This is a genomic window from Enterocloster sp. OA13, from assembly GCF_022440595.1.
GTDB lineage: Bacteria > Bacillota > Clostridia > Lachnospirales > Lachnospiraceae > Enterocloster > Enterocloster hominis.
Genome location: NZ_JAKNTF010000001.1, coordinates 3715383 through 3732828 on the forward strand (window position 1 = coordinate 3715383; position 17446 = coordinate 3732828).

A 17446-nucleotide genomic window follows, 5' to 3' on the forward strand; every position below is an offset into this window, starting at 1 on the left:
CCTAATCCACCATTACCACTTTAATCAGGCTGCCCGGGTCCTTTGCCAGTTTTTCAAAATAAGCCGGCGTTTCCTCCATGCTGACTTCCTTGCTTATGAGCGGGGCCACATGGATCCTGCCCTGGTTCACAAGCCCCACCACGGTCTTGAACTCTTCATAACCGTACAGGAACGACCCCTGGATGGACAGTTCCCTTGTAACGATTTCCTGCATGTTAACATCCACAAATGGTTTGTTGTTGCCGATCCAGATGGCCCTTCCCCCAAACCGCAATGCCGCCATGGCCTGCTGCACCGTGGGAGCGGCCCCCACCGCCTCGATGGCCACATCCACGCCCTTTCCCCCGGTCTCTGCAAGAATCTGTGCCTTCCAGTCACCGCTGCCCGGATTGACGGTCACATCCGCCCCCATCTCCCTGGCAATCCCAAGGCGGTAATCGCTTAAATCCGACAGGATGATCTTGGCAGCGCCTTTCATTTTCACACATGCCAGGGCCAGCAGCCCGATGGTACCTGCGCCCACGATGAGGACCGTCCTGCCCGTTAAATCCCCGGCGTGTTCCACGCCCCGGTAAGACACTGCCAGCGGTTCCATCAGGGTGCCGATTGAATAGGGTATCTGGTCCGCTACCCGGAAACAGCACTTTGCAGGAACACAGATATACTCTGCAAACGCCCCGTCCACATCCAGAACCCCAAATGCCCGCTTATTCAGGCAGAGGTGGACATCGCCCTTCCTGCACATTTCACAGTGGCCGCAGAAATCCACGGGATAGACGGCAACCCGGTCCCCTTTCTTCCACTGGTCCACTCCCTGGCCCAGCTCCGCCACCTCCCCGGCAAATTCATGGCCCATCATCATGGGCGGAATCCTTCTGCCTGTGATGCCCAGATAACCGTGTACATCACTTCCACAGATACCGCATGCCCTGACCCTGAGCTTTACCTCTCCCGGCCCCGGACTTACGTCACCCACTTCCTTTAAACTAAGGATATTCGGTCCTTCATAAACAATTCCCTTCATTACCCTGTCCTTCCCTTCCCGACAGGCATGAAGCCTGTCTTAAAATTCCTGTCATATATCCCCGTCATCCGGCGGTGTCCCTTACTTCTTCTGAAGAAAGCATTGGAGATTCACCTTGCGTATCGTTTCCACCGGCACCTTCGGCTCCCTGTCATAGGTCAGAAGCCCATTTATCTCCTGCTCCACATCACACAGCTGGGTATACACAAAGCCCTGTACCAGAGGTGATGCGGCCAGGGCGGCAATCAATCCCTCATATTCCTTCAGGAATTCCTCCCCGCTTTCAGCCACAGCATACCCCCAGCCCTCATCCTGATTAAGCCTGTAGGCCACGCCTCCGAATTCCGACACAATGACCGGCTGGCCTTCATACCCATATCCATGGGCAAACAGGGTCCTGTTCGCGGGCATGGAGGAAAGCAGGCATTCCAGGTTCCCGTACCGTTCCTTTAATACCGCCGGGTCACAGGTATAATCATGGATGGTGAGCAAATCCGACTTTGTGTGGTTCCATCCATCATTGGAAATGACCATCCTGGTGGAATCCATGGATCTGGTCAGATAGTACATGCATGCGCTGTGGGCCTGTTCCTCCTCACGGTACATGATGTTGTCCACGCCCCAGGACTCATTGAGCGGGACCCATGCAACGATGCACGGATGGTTATAATCCCGCTTCACGATCTCCATCCATTCGGGAATCATCTGTTTTATATATTCCCTGGAATAGAGATAGGCATTGGCGCACTCCTCCCATACCAGAAATCCCAGTTTGTCGGCCCAGTACAGGAACCGCTCCTCCTCCACCTTCTGATGCTTCCTCACCCCGTTGAATCCCATTTCCTTGCAAAGGGTGATATCCCTTATCAGGGCCTCATCGCCGGGCGCCGTCATCAGGGAACCGCGCCAGTATCCCTGGTCCAGCAGCATTTTCTGATAGTAAGGACGGTTGTTCAGGAGAAATGTCCCATTCTCCACGCTGACCTTGCGCATGGCAAAATAGGAATCCGCCTCATCCACTGCCGTCCCCTGGCTTTCCAGCTTATAATGGACATCGAACAGGACCGGATGTTCCGGCGTCCACTCATAGGATTTGTGTTCCCATTCCAGGTTCAGGTTCTGGTCCAGCTTCCACTCCCGGACCGCCTTCCCATTGAGGACGGTGACGGTATCGCAGACCATCCTGGTTCCCTGGTATGTAATCTCCACCTGCAGCCTGGCCTCTGTTTTTTGGTCCAGAAGGATTTCCATGCCAATCATCTTCCGGTCCACATCCGGCGTCATCCACACCTGCCGGATGAACTGGCTTCCCACCGGTTCAAGCCACACGGTCTGCCAGATCCCGGTTGTGCGGGTATAGAAAATGGATGCGGACTCCTGTTTCCAGTACTGTTTGCCTCTGGGCTGTTCCAGGTTCCTTGAATCGTCCCCGGCCCGGACCACCAGGACATTCTCCCCATCCCTGAGGAAATCCGTGATTTCAAAGGAGAAGGACGAATGTCCGCCCACGTGGGCGCCGGCCCATTCCCCATTGACCCAGACTTCGGTCCTGTAATCGCAGGCCCCGAAATGAAGTATGTAGCGCTTCCCCGGTTCCAATGCCCGTCCGTCAATGCTGCGGCGGTACCAGACCACATCGTGGAATCCCGTGTCATGGATCCCGGACATTTCTGTCTGGTACGCGAACGGGACTGTAATCTGTCTGGAAAAGGGGTGGGACAGATACCATTTTTCCCTCTTCCCCGCATCCTTGTCATCAAAACCAAACTCCCATTTCCCGTTCAGGTTCATCCAGTCCTGCCGCCTGAACTGGGGCCTGGGATATTCATTCTTAGGTATATCCGGCTGATCTGTATGTGCTCCCATATCGGTCATCCTTTCGTACGGAAACGGAACATGTGCCAGGAAGACCTGGGTATCACCACTTCCAGCCGTCCCTGCGCCAGGATGTCCGTAGGTTTAGGGGACGGCGCCACCCGGTCCGGTTCCAGGGCCGAATTGGCTTCCTCATATCCGTAACCTTCAAGGGCCGTATGGCAGATACAGGACTCCGCCTTTACGCTTCTTAAATCACAGGAAAGGGCGATATCCTCCTCCATGCTGCGGTTGAGCACGAACATGGTTACCGTGCTTTCCCCTTCATCCGCCACAGCCACCGCGTCTAATACAGTCACATCCGTGTACTGCCTGCAGTCGTATCTGGGGCAGTCCATGTTCACCTTTAACGCGGTTCCACGGCCATAAAGGCTGGTGTAATAGAATGGATAATAAATGGTCTGCTTCCACGCCTTCCCCCCTGTCTCAGTCATGATCGGCGCAATCACATTGACCAGCTGGGCCAGACAGGCCATCTTCACACGGTCGGAATTCTTTAGGAGGGAAATCAGCAGCCCTCCCACCACCAGGGCGTCCTCAAAGTTATAGATATCCTCCAGTCTGGGCGGCGCCTGTATCCAGTGTTCAATCTTCTTGTCGCTTTCCTTGGTGTGGTACCATACATTCCACTCATCAAAGGAAAGGTTGATGGTTTTCCTTGAACGCTTCTTTGCCTTCACGTAATCACAGATAGCCGTGACGGACCGTATGAAATCATCCATCAGGACGCCTCCTGACAGGTAGGACTGTGTATCGCCGTCATAATTACCCCAGTAATTATGCAGGGATAGGTAATCCACTTCATCGTAGCACTCTGTCAGCACCGTTGCCTCCCAGTCCGCAAAGGTGGGCATCACCATCTTGGAGCTGCCGCAGGCCACCAGTTCAATGGAGGGGTCCACCCATTTCATCATCTTGGCCGTCTCATTGGCCAGCCGCCCGTACTCATATGCCGTCTTGTGTCCCATCTGCCACGGGCCGTCCATCTCATTGCCCAGGCACCAGGTCTTCACGTTATAGGGTTCTTCTTTCCCATGGGACCTTCGAAGGTCACTCCAGTAACTGCCTTTCCCATGGTTGCAGTACTCCACCAGGTTCCTGGCCGCGTCCGCTCCCCGGGTTCCCAGGTTCACTGCCAGCATCAGTTCTGAATCCACTTTCTTAAGCCAGCCGTCAAATTCCTGAAGCCCCACTTCATTGGTCTCCGTGGTAAACCAGGCCAGGTCCAGCCGGGCCGGGCGCTGTTCCTTAGGACCCACGCTGTCCTCCCAGTTAAAGCCGGATACAAAGTTGCCCCCCGGATACCGTATGACAGGGACATGCAGTTCCTTCACCAGCTGGATCACATCCCTGCGGAACCCATCTTCGTCCGCTAGGGGATGGCCTGGCTCATATATCCCGTTGTACACAGCCCTCCCCAGATGTTCGATGAAGGAACCGTAGATGCGGTCATCAATGGTTGAAATGATATTCAGACGGTCTACCGTCATATCTGCCTTTTTCAAACTGTTATCTCCTTCCTGCGGCGTGCCGGAACAACCGCCCCGCCCGGTCACGCCTTATAACTATAACCCTAAACCATGATTATCCCTTAATACCGGTCATGGCAATGCCCTGGATGATCTGTTTCTGGAATATGAGGAATACGATGATGGCCGGTACGGAGGCAATCACGCTGGCCGTCATGGGCAGTGTGAATTCCGAAAGGTTCGCCCCCTGGAACTGGGGGATTCCCACAGGCAGGGTCATCATTTTCTCCGATGTGATGGATAAAAAGGGCCAGAGGAAATTGTTCCAGGAATTGGTAAATGTGAATATTCCTACGGCCGCCATGGATGATTTGGATACCGGAATGCAGATATTCCACCACCGCTCAAAGGCATTGGCCCCGTCCAGCACTGCTGCCTCTATCAGCTCATCGGGAATGCCGTCATAACACCGTTTCATGATCAGCACGCCGATGGGGGCCGCCAGGCTGGGGCACATCAGGCCCACATATGTATTGAGAAGCTTAAGTTCCGCCATCTCCTGGTACAGCGGTATGATGATGGATTCAATGGGCACCATCATTCCGGCCGTGATAAGGAGGAAAATGGCGGTTCGCCCTTTAAACTTCAATTTTGAAATGGCGTAGGCCGCCAGGGAAGTCAGCATCAGGGTGCCTATGGTAACCGCAATGGCAACGGAGGCACTGTTAAAAATCCATTTGATGATCGGCGCCTTTTTGGCAACCACTGTGTAATTATCCAGGGAGAACACACCGGTCAATACCTTGGACAGGATGCTGACAGGGGTCCCATAGGGTTTCAGCGATGAAACCAGCATCCAGATTACCGGGAAAATCCAAAACAATGCCGCAATATAGACGATAATATATAAAGCAGCCCTTCCCACGGTCATTTTTTTCTTTGTCTTCATGGGTTTCCTCCTTCTCAATCTTTTTTCCTGCCCAGGACTTTGTTCTGCAGCATGGTGATGATGAACACCATCACAAAAAACGCAACGGACATGGCTGCCGCCCGTCCCATCCTCCGGTTTGTAAAGCCTGTCTCATAGATATAGTGCACAATGGTCCTTGTATGGGTACCGGGACCGCCTCCCGCCATCAGGTAGGTCTGCCCGAACAGTTTAAAGGAGGCAATGGTCTGGAGCATGATTACCAGGACCGTGGTGTCCTTTAACATGGGAACCGTGACCGAAAACAGCATCTGCCGTGAATTGGCCCCGTCAATCCTGGCTGCCTCGTAGATGTCTTCCGGTATATCCTGAAGCCCTGCCAGGAAAAGGATCATGTTAAATCCAACGGTCCACCACACAGTGGTAATCAGGATAGCCAGCCATACCAGCCATTTCGTATTGAGCCAGTACATTTCCCCAATGCCCAGTACATTGGTAAGCTGTGTCACAAGGCCGGTGTAAGGCTGGAAAATAAAAATCCAAAGGCCGGTCACCACGGACATGGACAGCACATAGGGAGAGAAAAAGCAGGTCCTGATGAATATGGTGCCCTTTAACCTGGAGTTGATGAACATTGCAAAGATAAAACCTACCAGGACAATCGTAGGCGTGGAGATTACCACAAAAAACAAGGTGTTGAACATGGCCTGCCAGAACCCTTTGTCCTGAAACATCGCAGCGTAATTCTGGATGCCGATAAAAAATGTCCTGCCGCCCAGCGTCGCATCAAAAAGGCTGAGTTTCATGCCCTTAAGGATGGGATACAGGAGAAAGCACAGGAAAAAGAGCAGGAACGGGATGATAAAGCACCACGCCGTTATGTTCTCCCTCACCGCATTCTTCCGTTTGATTGATTGATATGACTTATCCATGGAATGCCTCCGATTTCATTGCTGTTAAGTTCCCTCGCCGCCTGTTTTTTAAAACTGCCGCAGTATTACCTGCAGCAGCCTCAAAAAATATATTTTCCTAACCCGGTATTTCCGTATCCCCGCCGTCCTATCTGTTATAGGAATCCAGGATTTCCTGGAACTGTTCCTGCATATGGTCCATGGTAGCCTGCACGTCCTGCTCCCCTGCAATCATGGCAGCCAGTTCCCTGTAGGTCATCTCCGTAAGTCCGGCCACGCCGCATACCTGAGGATAGAATTTTGCATAGTTAGCGGAATCCGCATAGTTTTCCCTGTAGGGAAGGGCCTTGAATTCCTCGGATTCCATGACCGAGGTCCTGCTGGGAATATGGCCGGACTTGGCCCATTTGCCTGTGTTATCCGTAATCCATTTCATGAATTCCATGGCAGATGTCTTTTCCGCGTCCGTAAGGTTGGCATTCTTAGGCATCACCAGGGTATGGGAATCCGCATAAACGGATTTGGTGGTACCTAACTGCGGGAATGACATGGACACGAAGTTCAGACCATTGGTTCCCTCAAAGGTGGGGATTGCCCAGTCACCGTTGATGGTGGCCACCGCAACGTTGCCGGTAAACAATTCCGCGCCGTTCTTCTGGTTCTTGGGCCATATCTCACTGTCCACCATACGCATCATGATTTCCAGCGCCTTCCTGTTGGCATCGCTGTCCAGGGTGGCCGTCTTGCCGTCGGCATCGCACACATCGCCGCCGAACTGGGTCAGCAGGGTGTACCACACATACATGGGAAGCCCGTTCATGGAGGTTCCTGACAGAGGCATCTTGCCGCTGTCCGCCTTAACCTTTTCAAAATATTCAAAGAACGCCTCTTCCCCATCCGGCACAACCACTGTCCCGTCATCTTCCAAAAGGCCCATCTTCTCAAATTCATCCGTGTTAAAATGCATCAGCAGCAGATGGGTATCCATGGGCATGCAGTAGTGGGTGCCATCCACCTGGGACGCTTCCTGAAGCCGTTTCGTAAACCCGGTCCAGTCCACGGAAGCATCTGCGGCCAGGCTGTCCAAGGGTTCCAGCAGTTCATCGGTCACATATTCCTTAATCCTGGTAATATGGTTGACCGCAACCGTGGGAGCGGAATCAGAAGTCATGGCTGCCAGCAGCTTGGTATAGTATTCCTCTGATTTGATGATCATGAATTCCACTTCCGTGGTGGGGCTTTGGGCATTGAACTCATCCACAAGGGCCGTCATGATATCGCCGTCCCCGCCTGAGAACGGGGCCCAGTAGGTAATCTTTGTCTTTTCCCCGGACGGGGCCGCGGTATCCGCGCCCTCTGCCGCCTTGACTGTGTTTTCCGTGCCCCCGGACGTCCCGCCGCCTGCGGCTGCTCCCTGTCCTCCTCCGCACGCTGCCAGTGACGCCATCATGGTCCCTGTCAATACCAAAGCTGTCATTTTCTTTACAAGGTTTCTTTTCTTCACGTCTGTTCCTCCTTTTTTCTCTGGGCCGTAGCCGGGACGGGTCCGGTCACCCATTCACGCCCCGTGGGATTTTCCCAATAAAAAGACCTGCCATAAGACAGGTCCTTTCCATTCCCAGGATACATGTTCCTAACAACAAGAGCCATCTCATTTGATGAGATAAGCATATCATGTAATCCATACACCGTAAATTTGACTGTTTTAATAAAAGTGTCAATTCTTAAACTGATTTTTCCCATTCGTCCGGATATATTCCCCCGGGCTGACCCCCGTATATTTCTTAAATACTTTCGTGAAATATTTCACATCCGGAAAGCCGCTGGCCTCGGCCACCTCATAAATCTTGAGCTTTCCCTCACTGAGCAGGCGTTTGGCCACGTCAATGCGTATCTGGGCCCGGTAGGTGGTATACTTAATCCCCAGTTCCTTCATGAACAGGGTGCTCAGGTATTCCGGCGTCACATTCATGCGCTGCGCCATCTCATCTAAGGGCAGGTCGCTTTTGTACTCCCTGTCCATGATTTTAAGCACCTGGTTGATGATTGGGTGGTTGCCGGACCTGAGATTCCTGGTATACTGTTCATACTGCATCAGCACGTTCAGGATAAGCTGGGGATAATGCTCCAGAAACAGGCTGTCCCTCACCCACTCCAGGATATTCAGGTTGCTGATATTCTCATACAGCCCGTAGCTGGCCCTCCGTATGGCGTACAGGACAGCGGCCGTCAGGCAGATAAGGGCTTCCCGGATATCCGTGTAGGAGTAAACCTTCTGCTTGAGATACAGGAGGAATTCATCCAGATACCCTTCCACCGGCAATATATCCCCCTCATTGATGCAGGTGATGATCTTCCTCTCAAGTTCCGATGGATAGCTGAATTTCTGTGTCTCAATCCGGCTTATCACCTCCTCCGTAAGGACCACCGGTTCCCCCACGGAAAGGTTCCAGTTGGTCATATCAAGGAGCCGTTCCCTCTTTGCCTTTATCTCATCCGTCCCCTTAAGGCAGGTCCCTGCAAAAACCAGATAAGGGTTAACCTGCTCCCTGCACCGCCTTACAGCCGGGTTCAGCCTTTCGTTGATTCCCTCCTCGTACCCACGCAGCAGGATATAATTTTCCTTGTGGCGCGCTTCCCGGCACACGCAGGCTTCAATTCCCGGCACCGCCTGTACCAGCTCCGCCACGATCCGCTCCCAGTCGGCCTGTACCACCCGGTTCTCACCCCGTATGAGGAGAAGGAAGTCCATCTCCCTGGACGTGAACCGTTTCTTCCACTCATCCTCGAATTTGGACCCGGAGAATCCCTGCATGAACAGCGCCCGCTCCAGGATCTGTTCCGTGTCCATGGATGAGGTCCTGATATTCTGGGCCTCCTCCTCAATGGCTGTCCTGACCTTGCGCAGGGATTCCTCCAGGATTTCCTTTGTGATCGGCTTCAGCAGATAATCCATGCTGCCCAGGCTGATGGCCTCTTTGGCGTACTGGAATTCCGCGTAGCCGCTGAGGATGATATAGCGGCAGCCCAGCTTTTCCTCATTCAGCGCCTTAATCATTTCCAGCCCGGTCATGCCGTTCATCCGGATATCCGTAATGATGATGTCCGGGTGCAGTTCCATTGCCATACGGATTCCCTCTTCCCCGCTTCTGGCCTGGCCGGTCATCTCGTACTCCCCTCCCAGCTCGGCAATCAGGTTTGATAATCCTTTTAATGTCTTCCATTCATCTTCCACTATCAGTATTTTCACGAATCTCCTCCTGGCCTGGCCTCATGCACTGCCTGGGTATCACGGTTTCAATGGTGGTTCCTTTCCCCTCACCGCTCTCCACATGGATGGAGTAGGCGGTCCCATAATACAAATCCAGCCTTGCCAGCACGTTCAGAACGCCGATGGAATTACCCGGATTCATCCTGCGGACAAAAACAGCGTCAATCTGTTCTTTGGACATGCCCAGTCCGTTGTCGCTGATGATGAAGGCCAGGCGCTCCTCATCCTGTTCCCGTATCTGGACCTTAAGCAGTCCTCCGTGCTCCACATCCGCCATCCCGTGAAGGATGGCATTCTCAATGAAGGGCTGGAATATCATCTTGTGGATCTTGCAGGTCTTCACCGACTCCTGGCACTCTATGACGTACTCAAAGCTGTCCATGAAACGTACCTTCTGAAGGTATAAATACCGCTCCAGGTAGGATAGTTCCTCTGAAATCATGACAATCTGGTTGCTCTGCTGGATCTGGTAACGGAGTATCTGGGCAAATTTACTCAGCATGCTGCTGATTTCCTTCTGGTCATTCTCAATGGCCAGCCAGTTGATGGAATCCAGGGTATTGTAGATGAAATGCGGGTTGATCTGGGCTTCCAGCGCCCTGATTTCCGCCTCCTTTTCCCTTACTCCCGACTCCTTCACCATCTGCATCTGTTCATTGACCGTGTTCATCATGATGTTGAAATGGGTGGCAATCTGGCTGATTTCATTTTTCTCATCCCGGTGGATTCCCACCTTTGCGTTCAGCTTGCCGCCCTGGACCTTGTTCATCGTATTGACGATATCCGTGATATATTTGGACATTTTCTTAGACACGTACAGTACGGCCGCCAGCACGGCCAGGGCCAGCAGGAAAGAAACGGCCAGCACGGTCTTCTGGATTTCATACAGCCTGTGATAGACATAATTCTCATCCAGCACGCTGTACATCCTCCATCCGGTGGACGGGACCTCCTCCATAAGCACCATATGGGGGCTGTCCGGATCCTTCCTGTCCGCCTCCTCAAAGTATCCGTCCACCAGATTGCCTATGACGTCCTTATCATAGTGGGAAATGATCCTGCCGTCCGCATCCGTGATCAGCAGGTAATTGATGTCCCTGTCCCCGCTTACCTGTCCGTTGGCGCATATCTCGCTTAACACGCTTTCCTCAATGCTGACTATCCCCGTCCCTACCTGGCGGTTAGTGTAGTAATCCATGATCTGCTTGCCGTAGGAATACACATAGTATTCCCGGGTCCCCTTCCGGTCCAGGTACTGGGTGGACATCCATTTCCCCTTAAGCCCCCCGTTGTCCTCAAAAATCCCCTGGCTGAAATACTGCTGGTGCAGGCCGGATATCTTGGGATTGAGCAGTTCCACCTCCTGGCGGTCATAGCCGTAGCTGATGTCCGAAATGGTGCGGATGGACATGCTGCGCACCTCCGAACGGTAGGTCAGGAACTCCTTCATGGTTTTATCCAGTTCAGACTTGATTTTCCACTCATTCTCCTCATTCATGCTGTTAAGCGCATTGACCGCCATTATGAAATCCGTGTCCCGGAACAATTCGTCTATGGCCTTCTTATAGCCCTTTAAGGAGGTATCCAGGTTCAGGGTGGTCTGGCGCAGGGAATTCTGGTAGGATTCCTCAATCTTCTCCTTCATGAACCTGCGCATATAGGAACTGCTGAGTCCCTGTACGATGACCAGCTGGAACAGGAATACCCCCATGAAGACCATGGTAAGCTGCCTGGCGAATGTCTGCCGTTTCCAGATATGTAATATCCCCTTCATGCCCTATTCCCCGTTACCACTCAGCCACGGAGCCATCCGCATGCCTCCAGACCGGGTTCTTCCAGTTATGGGGCGTCCGGTTCTCCTCAAGGACCAGCTCCTTATTGACCGCAACGCCAAGTCCCGGCCTTGTGGGAAGCTTGACAAAACCGTCCACAAACCGGAAATCCTCCGGGTTATCCACATAATCCAGCACGCTCCTGCCCACATTATAGTGGATTCCCATGCTCTGTTCCTGGATGACCGCGTTGTAGCAGGTGGCATCCACCTGCAGGCAGGAGCTGAGGGCGATGGGCCCCAATGGACAGTGGGGGGCCAGGGCCACATCATAGGCTTCGGCCATGGATGCAATCTTCTTTACCTCCGTGATGCCTCCTGCATGGGACAGGTCAGGCTGGATGATATCCACGCCTCCCATCTTAAACAGGCGCTTGAAGTCCCATCTGGAATACAGCCTCTCCCCGGTGGCAATGGGGATCTGGCAGGCAGCCGCAATCTCCCGGAAGCTTTCCATGTTCTCGCAGAGCACCGGCTCCTCGATGAACATGGGGTCGTAAACCTCCAGCTTCTTAGCCAGGATTTTAGCCATGGGCTTGTGCACACGGCCATGGAAATCAACGGCAATGCCGAAATCCTTCCCGCAGCTTGCGCGGATTGCATCCACCCGTTCAAGCACCGCGTCAATCTTATCATAGCTGTCAATGAACTGCAGTTCCTCCGTGGCATTCATCTTCACTGCCGTGAATCCTGCCTCCATCTTCTCCCTGGCCGCCGCCCCCACGTCCGAGGGCCGGTCGCCGCCAATCCAGGAATATACGCGCATCTTATTCCTGCAGCTCCCACCCATCAGCTGATGGACAGGCGCATTAAAGTATTTCCCCTTGATATCCCACAAAGCCTGGTCGATGCCGGAGATAGCGCTCATCAGCACGCCTCCTCCCCGGTAAAAGCCGGCCCGGTACAGGACGGTCCAGATATCCTCAATATTGGCAGGATCCGCCCCGATCAGATAATCCTCCATCTCATGTACGCAGGCCAGAACCGTGCCTGCATGCCCCTCTAACACAGCCTCCCCCCAGCCGCTTAACCCTTCGTCCGTGATGATTTCCACAAATCCCCAGCGCGGACGGACAAAATACGTGTTGACTTCCTTGATTTTCATATAAGCCATCTCCTTTCCCAACAGGTTCATCCCATCTGTACCATCTGTAAATGACACTATCCACATAACATGTGGCATCATACAAAATATCACACAAAAATCCCCATGTCAATTTTTATCTAAATCCCGCCATCCAGGGGGGCTGTAATCATCAGATTGCACAATCATTATTAGAAGGATTGAACCAATAAAACAAAACGCCGGCCTGCATCCTTTCCTCAAGGCCATGCAGACCGGCGCCGATTTTCCTTTCCCTCTATCCTTACTGCCCCTGCTCCCCCATAATCCTCAGCAGGACCCCCACGATATCCGGATCATACCAGGAAGCGTTCTCCTCAAACACACCTCCATCCTCCCCTGAAGCAAAATATGCGTCAGCCGCCGCGATGATACGGGAGAGCAGGGGAATATCCCTGCCAGCCAGGCCTACCGGCCATCCGCTGCCGTCCCAATGCTCCGTATAGTGGAGCAGGCAGGCCGCTATATTCCTGTATTCCTCCAGGGAAGACAGGAGACGGTAAGCATGTTCCGTATGTCCCCGGTCCATCCCGTCCTTATCCGGGCCGCCCGGCCGGAACAGGCTGCACATGCCAATCCTGCGAAGCTGGTAACCCTGTTTTAACAAAGCAGCAGAGTCCGGGCACAGGGCTTCTGCCAGTTTCCCAAGAACCTCCTCTTCCGGCCTCGACAGGCGGGTAATCAGGCCCTCCCCCTGTGCGGCCCGGATAATATTGTCCACCGTGTCCCGCTTCATCTGTACGCTCTCCGTCAGCTTCTCCTCATACATCATACGGTCCGCCTTATGCAGGATATCCTCCATGGATTCCGTTCCCTCCGCCTTCACGGCATAGCCCAGGGAAGCCGAAACCTCTGCCCCGCATATATTCTCCTTGGGAAACCCCAGACGTATGCGGCTTATGATTTTCCGGGCATCCTCAGCCGTGGTGCGGGGCATGAGGATGGCAAATTCATCCCCGCCAATCCGCGCCAGGATATCGTCCTCCCTGCAGCCGCGTTCCAGGCACCGGGCCACCCTGCATATCAGCCGGTCCCCCACATCATGGCCAAACACGTCATTGACCAGCTTCAGACCGTTCACATCACAGCATACCGCGCACAGCGGATAATTGCGCGGGGTATCAAGGCGCTTCAGTTCTTCGGCAAAATAACGCCTGTTATACATCTCTGTCATGGAATCGTGGAAACTCAGGTATTCGGCGGCCTTCTGCATCTCCTCCCGTTTGCCCATATTCAGGACAATAACCTCAATGCTGTCAGCAATCCCGTTAATCTCCGCATTGGTAAAGCCCAGATCAGGATTATCCTCCGGGCAGCCGTCCGCTACCTTTTCAATCCTGTCCCGCAGCGCCATGATTGGCCTTGCAAACCTGTATATCAGCACCCGGCTCAATACAAATCCAAGGATGACTGAAATGAACACGACCAGACCCACTAACAGTATCACGCCATGCACAATCGGAAGGATTACCTCGGAGGCGTCAATGGCGGTGGCCACAAAAAAGCCAGTGTCCGGTATCCGTTCAAAGTACGCCATGGCGTTGACCCCGTCCTTTTCATATTCACCGTAATTGGTGGTCCCTTCCACCACTGCTTCCCATACAGACGTGTCTATATAGTTCATCAGCGTATCGTCGATATATCTTTCCTCCGGATGGATGATTACATTTCCATCCATATCCATGATATAGCTGCGCTGGGACTTATACTGGTATCTGGCGCTTAACTGCCTGGATATACTGTCATTGGAACAGTCAATGCTCACAACGCCCACGGTTTCCCCATCCTGATCCACCAGCTTCTTACACTGGCTGAACAGCCATTCACCGGTGGCCGCGTCACTGTAAGCCAGCCTTGCGACCCCATCCGTTTCCATAGCCGCGTCATACCAGGGCCTGTCCATGGGGGAATAGCCGGAAGGCGTGTCATAATCACTGATGTACAGGCTTCCGTCGTCATATCCCGAATATATGTAGGTAATATTGCTGTTGTCCGCCTGGATTGCGCCGTAAATGTCCAGAACCGCCTGGGGATTCCCATACCCTCCGTGGATAACCGTGTCATCCCTGGACAGGATACCCACCACGGCTGCATTTTCATGGAACATGCTTTCCGTGTAGGTGACAATCTGGCTGTTGCATTCCCTCAGGGAATTCCTTGCATTGTCCACATTGGCTGTGTACAGGATCCGCAGGAATACACAGGCAAAAATCAGCGATACAATGGACAGGGAAATAAAACTGAGCAGGAATATTTCCTTTTTAATGGTCAAAAAACGTTTTTTTCCGTCCTTTACCCTTCCCTCGTCCCCCATGGACCTTCCTCCTTACACACATCGTTTTACTAGATTATAGCACATACATGACAAAACAGTTACAAAAAATGCTGCCGCAAAATGCCATACAGACATTTCACGGCAGCATCTGCCATTCCATACAATTCAATCAATAGCCCGCTCCCTCACAAGCCAATCAATAAATAGCCCGCTCCCTCACAAGCACCGTAGGATACCCCAGGTTACGGAGGGTCCGCTCCATGCGCACCGCATAATCCATGTTGAGGAACGCGCCCACCCTGACCTTATAAAGGCCGTCATCATACACCACGAACGCTGGCAGTCCCTTGGCCTGGAGTTCATTTACCAGACGGTCCGCAGGCATCCTGGTGCGAAACGCGCCCACCTGGACCTGATAATATTCCGGCCGCTGCTCCTCCTGCTGGCGTATGGTCTCCAGGATGCCGTCCGCAATTGCCTGGGCAATGGCGTCAAAATTCTCATCAAAGAATCTGTTGTCCTCCGGATTATCGATAAATCCCGCCTCCACCAGCACGGCCGGCATCTGGGTCCGCCTGAGCACGATCAGGCCCGGACGCTCCTGGATTCCCAGGTCGTTAAAGCCGGTCTGCACCAGGTTGCGCTGGATATTTTCCGCCAGCATGGCCGGGACCCCTGCGTTCTCATATACAAGGACCGTTGCCCCGCTTCCCGTGCCGGGCACAGGCATTGCGTTGCGGTGGATGGACACAAAATAATCAGCGCCGGAACGGTTGGCAATCTGCGCTTTTTCAAGGGGCGTGTCAAACACGTCCGTGGTCCTTGTATAAACCACGTCCACCCCGTTATTCTCTAATATCTGCCCTATTGCAAGAGCCAGCCGCAGGGCGTCGTCTTTTTCCCGCCGCCCGTTAAACATGGCGCCGGGTTCTTCACCGCCGTGGCCGGCATCGATAATCACTCTCTTAATGTCTGCCATATCAGACTCTCCTTCACATATGACTCTACACTATACCATATGTGAAAGTGAGACAAATGTTGACACTAAATTTCGTCCACATCCACTCCCCTGGGACCCACATGGGTGGAAAATACAATCTGTGTGCTCGTCTTACCGAACTTCTGAAGCTGTCCGATGAACATATCAAGCTCCATGGTGCTCTGGAACGCCACTTTCATCAGCATGGAAAAATCCCCTGTAACGCAGCTGCACTCCAAAACATTGGGCACTTCCTTCGCATACGCGTAAAATTTGGGCTTGTCTTCCGGCACCACGTCCAGGTTGATGAAAGCCAGGATGTGGTACCCCAGCTTCATGGGGTCCACCATGGCATGGTAGCCGGTTATGATTCCTTCCTTCTCCAGCCGCTCAATCCTGGCGGACACGGCCGGCGAGGAAAGGAAGGTGTTCTCTGCAATGGTCTTAAGGGACATCCTTGCATTGGCCTGCAGAAGCTTAAGTATCTTGCGGTCGATATCATCCATACTCTTATGTTCCTCCCTTGGCAGCGTTATTGTCTGAGGGCCTTTAACCTCTCCACTGCCTTTACTGTATTTTCATAAGTTCCAAATGCCGTAAGACGGAAATATCCCTCGCCGCTGGGTCCAAAGCCGCTGCCAGGGGTTCCCACCACATTGGCCTGTTCCAGGAGATAATCGAAAAATTCCCAGCTGGTCATGCCATTTTCCGTCTTAAGCCAGATGTAAGGGGAGTTCACGCCTCCGTACACGCTGTACCCTGCCTCCTTAAGCCCCTCATGGATGGTCCTTGCATTCCTCATGTAATAGGCAACCTGCTCCATGACCTGCCGGTTCCCCTCCTCTGAATACACTGCCTCTCCCGCCCTCTGTTCAATATAGGGCGCTCCGTTGAACTTGGTCCCATGGCGGCGGGCCCACAGGGAATGAAGGGACATGTCCCCGCACTTCAGGTCCTTCGGCACCACGGTAAAGCCCAGGCGGACGCCGGTAAAACCAGCCTTTTTTGAAAATGAACGGAACTCAATGGCGCAGGTCCTGGCCCCTTCTATCTCAAAGATACTGTGGGGGACGCCGGGTTCTGAGATATACGCCTCATAGGCGGCATCATAAAGGATGACGGCCCCTGCCCGGTTGGCATAATCCACCCACACCTTAAGCTGTGACCTGTCAAGGGTTGTCCCTGTGGGGTTGTTGGGGTTGCACAGGTAAATCAGGTCCGGCGTCTCCTTTGGAAGCTCCGGGGAAAACCCATTCTCCTCCGTACAGGGCATGTATATGACATCACTCCACATCCCGGTGCCTTCATCATATTCACCGGTGCGCCCGGCCATCACATTGGAATCCACATACACCGGATACACCGGGTCGCACACCGCAATCCTGCTGTCCCCGCTGAAAATCTCCTGGATGTTGCCGCAGTCGCTTTTGGCCCCGTCAGAAACAAATATCTCATCTGCCTCCACCGGACAGCCCCAGGCCCTGTAGTCTTTTTCCACAATGGCCTCCCGAAGGAAGGGGTACCCCAGATCCGGTGCATAGCCGTGGAATGTCTCCGCGCGTCCCATCTCCTCTGCCGCCCTGTGGATGGCCTCCACCACCGCCGGGGCAATGGGCAGGGTCACATCGCCGATTCCCAGGCGGATGACCGCCTTGTCAGGGTTGGCCTGCTGATATGCCGCCACCTTTTTCCCAATGGTTGAAAAGAGATAACTGCCAGGCAGTTTCAAATAGTTCTCATTAATCTTAAACATGTGTGTT

The 17446-nt window shown here is 53.3% G+C and carries 13 protein-coding genes; all 13 read right to left on the minus strand.

Features of this window, described 5'->3' with window-relative positions; genetic code table 11:
• Position 1: 1 nt before the first annotated feature.
• Entirely contained in the window at positions 2–1024 is a 1023-nt protein-coding gene (locus tag MCJ35_RS16495) for a zinc-dependent alcohol dehydrogenase (protein ID WP_025486365.1), read from the minus strand.
• An 81-nt stretch (positions 1025–1105) separates the two neighbouring features.
• Positions 1106–2890 (minus strand): glycoside hydrolase family 2 protein, encoded by a 1785-nt coding sequence (locus MCJ35_RS16500; protein ID WP_240299578.1) that lies wholly within the window; start codon positions 2888–2890, stop codon positions 1106–1108.
• A 5-nt stretch (positions 2891–2895) separates the two neighbouring features.
• A complete protein-coding gene (arfA, locus tag MCJ35_RS16505; RefSeq protein ID WP_025486364.1) occupies positions 2896–4404 on the minus strand; it encodes an arabinosylfuranosidase ArfA in 1509 nt (502 codons plus the stop codon).
• A 79-nt stretch (positions 4405–4483) separates the two neighbouring features.
• A complete protein-coding gene (locus tag MCJ35_RS16510) occupies positions 4484–5317 on the minus strand; it encodes a carbohydrate ABC transporter permease (RefSeq protein WP_025486363.1) in 834 nt (277 codons plus the stop codon).
• 14 nt (positions 5318–5331) lie between these two features.
• Positions 5332–6228 (minus strand): carbohydrate ABC transporter permease, encoded by an 897-nt coding sequence (locus MCJ35_RS16515; protein ID WP_008718343.1) that lies wholly within the window; start codon positions 6226–6228, stop codon positions 5332–5334.
• A gap of 127 nt (positions 6229–6355) precedes the next feature.
• A complete protein-coding gene (locus MCJ35_RS16520) occupies positions 6356–7711 on the minus strand; it encodes an ABC transporter substrate-binding protein (RefSeq protein ID WP_025486362.1) in 1356 nt (451 codons plus the stop codon).
• Between the two features lie 213 nt (positions 7712–7924).
• Entirely contained in the window at positions 7925–9457 is a 1533-nt protein-coding gene (locus MCJ35_RS16525) for a response regulator transcription factor (protein ID WP_025486360.1), read from the minus strand.
• The gene (locus MCJ35_RS16530; protein WP_025486358.1) at positions 9432–11252 is read right to left on the minus strand and encodes a cache domain-containing sensor histidine kinase; all 1821 of its coding nucleotides are present in this window, start codon (positions 11250–11252) and stop codon (positions 9432–9434) included. The genes MCJ35_RS16525 and MCJ35_RS16530 overlap by 26 nt, the downstream gene beginning before the upstream one ends.
• Before the next feature lie 13 nt (positions 11253–11265).
• Positions 11266–12414: a galactonate dehydratase gene (gene dgoD, locus MCJ35_RS16535; protein WP_025486357.1), complete on the minus strand. Its 1149-nt coding sequence runs from the start codon at positions 12412–12414 to the stop codon at positions 11266–11268.
• 262 nt (positions 12415–12676) lie between these two features.
• Positions 12677–14746: a diguanylate cyclase gene (locus tag MCJ35_RS16540; protein WP_240299579.1), complete on the minus strand. Its 2070-nt coding sequence runs from the start codon at positions 14744–14746 to the stop codon at positions 12677–12679.
• A gap of 157 nt (positions 14747–14903) precedes the next feature.
• Positions 14904–15686, minus strand: a complete 783-nt coding sequence (locus tag MCJ35_RS16545) for an N-acetylmuramoyl-L-alanine amidase (protein ID WP_025486355.1) — start codon at positions 15684–15686, stop codon at positions 14904–14906.
• A 65-nt stretch (positions 15687–15751) separates the two neighbouring features.
• A complete protein-coding gene (locus tag MCJ35_RS16550; RefSeq protein WP_008718351.1) occupies positions 15752–16192 on the minus strand; it encodes an Lrp/AsnC family transcriptional regulator in 441 nt (146 codons plus the stop codon).
• A gap of 26 nt (positions 16193–16218) precedes the next feature.
• Positions 16219–17439, minus strand: coding sequence for an LL-diaminopimelate aminotransferase (locus MCJ35_RS16555; RefSeq protein WP_025486354.1), 1221 nt, complete (start codon positions 17437–17439; stop codon positions 16219–16221).
• Positions 17440–17446 lie beyond the last annotated feature (7 nt).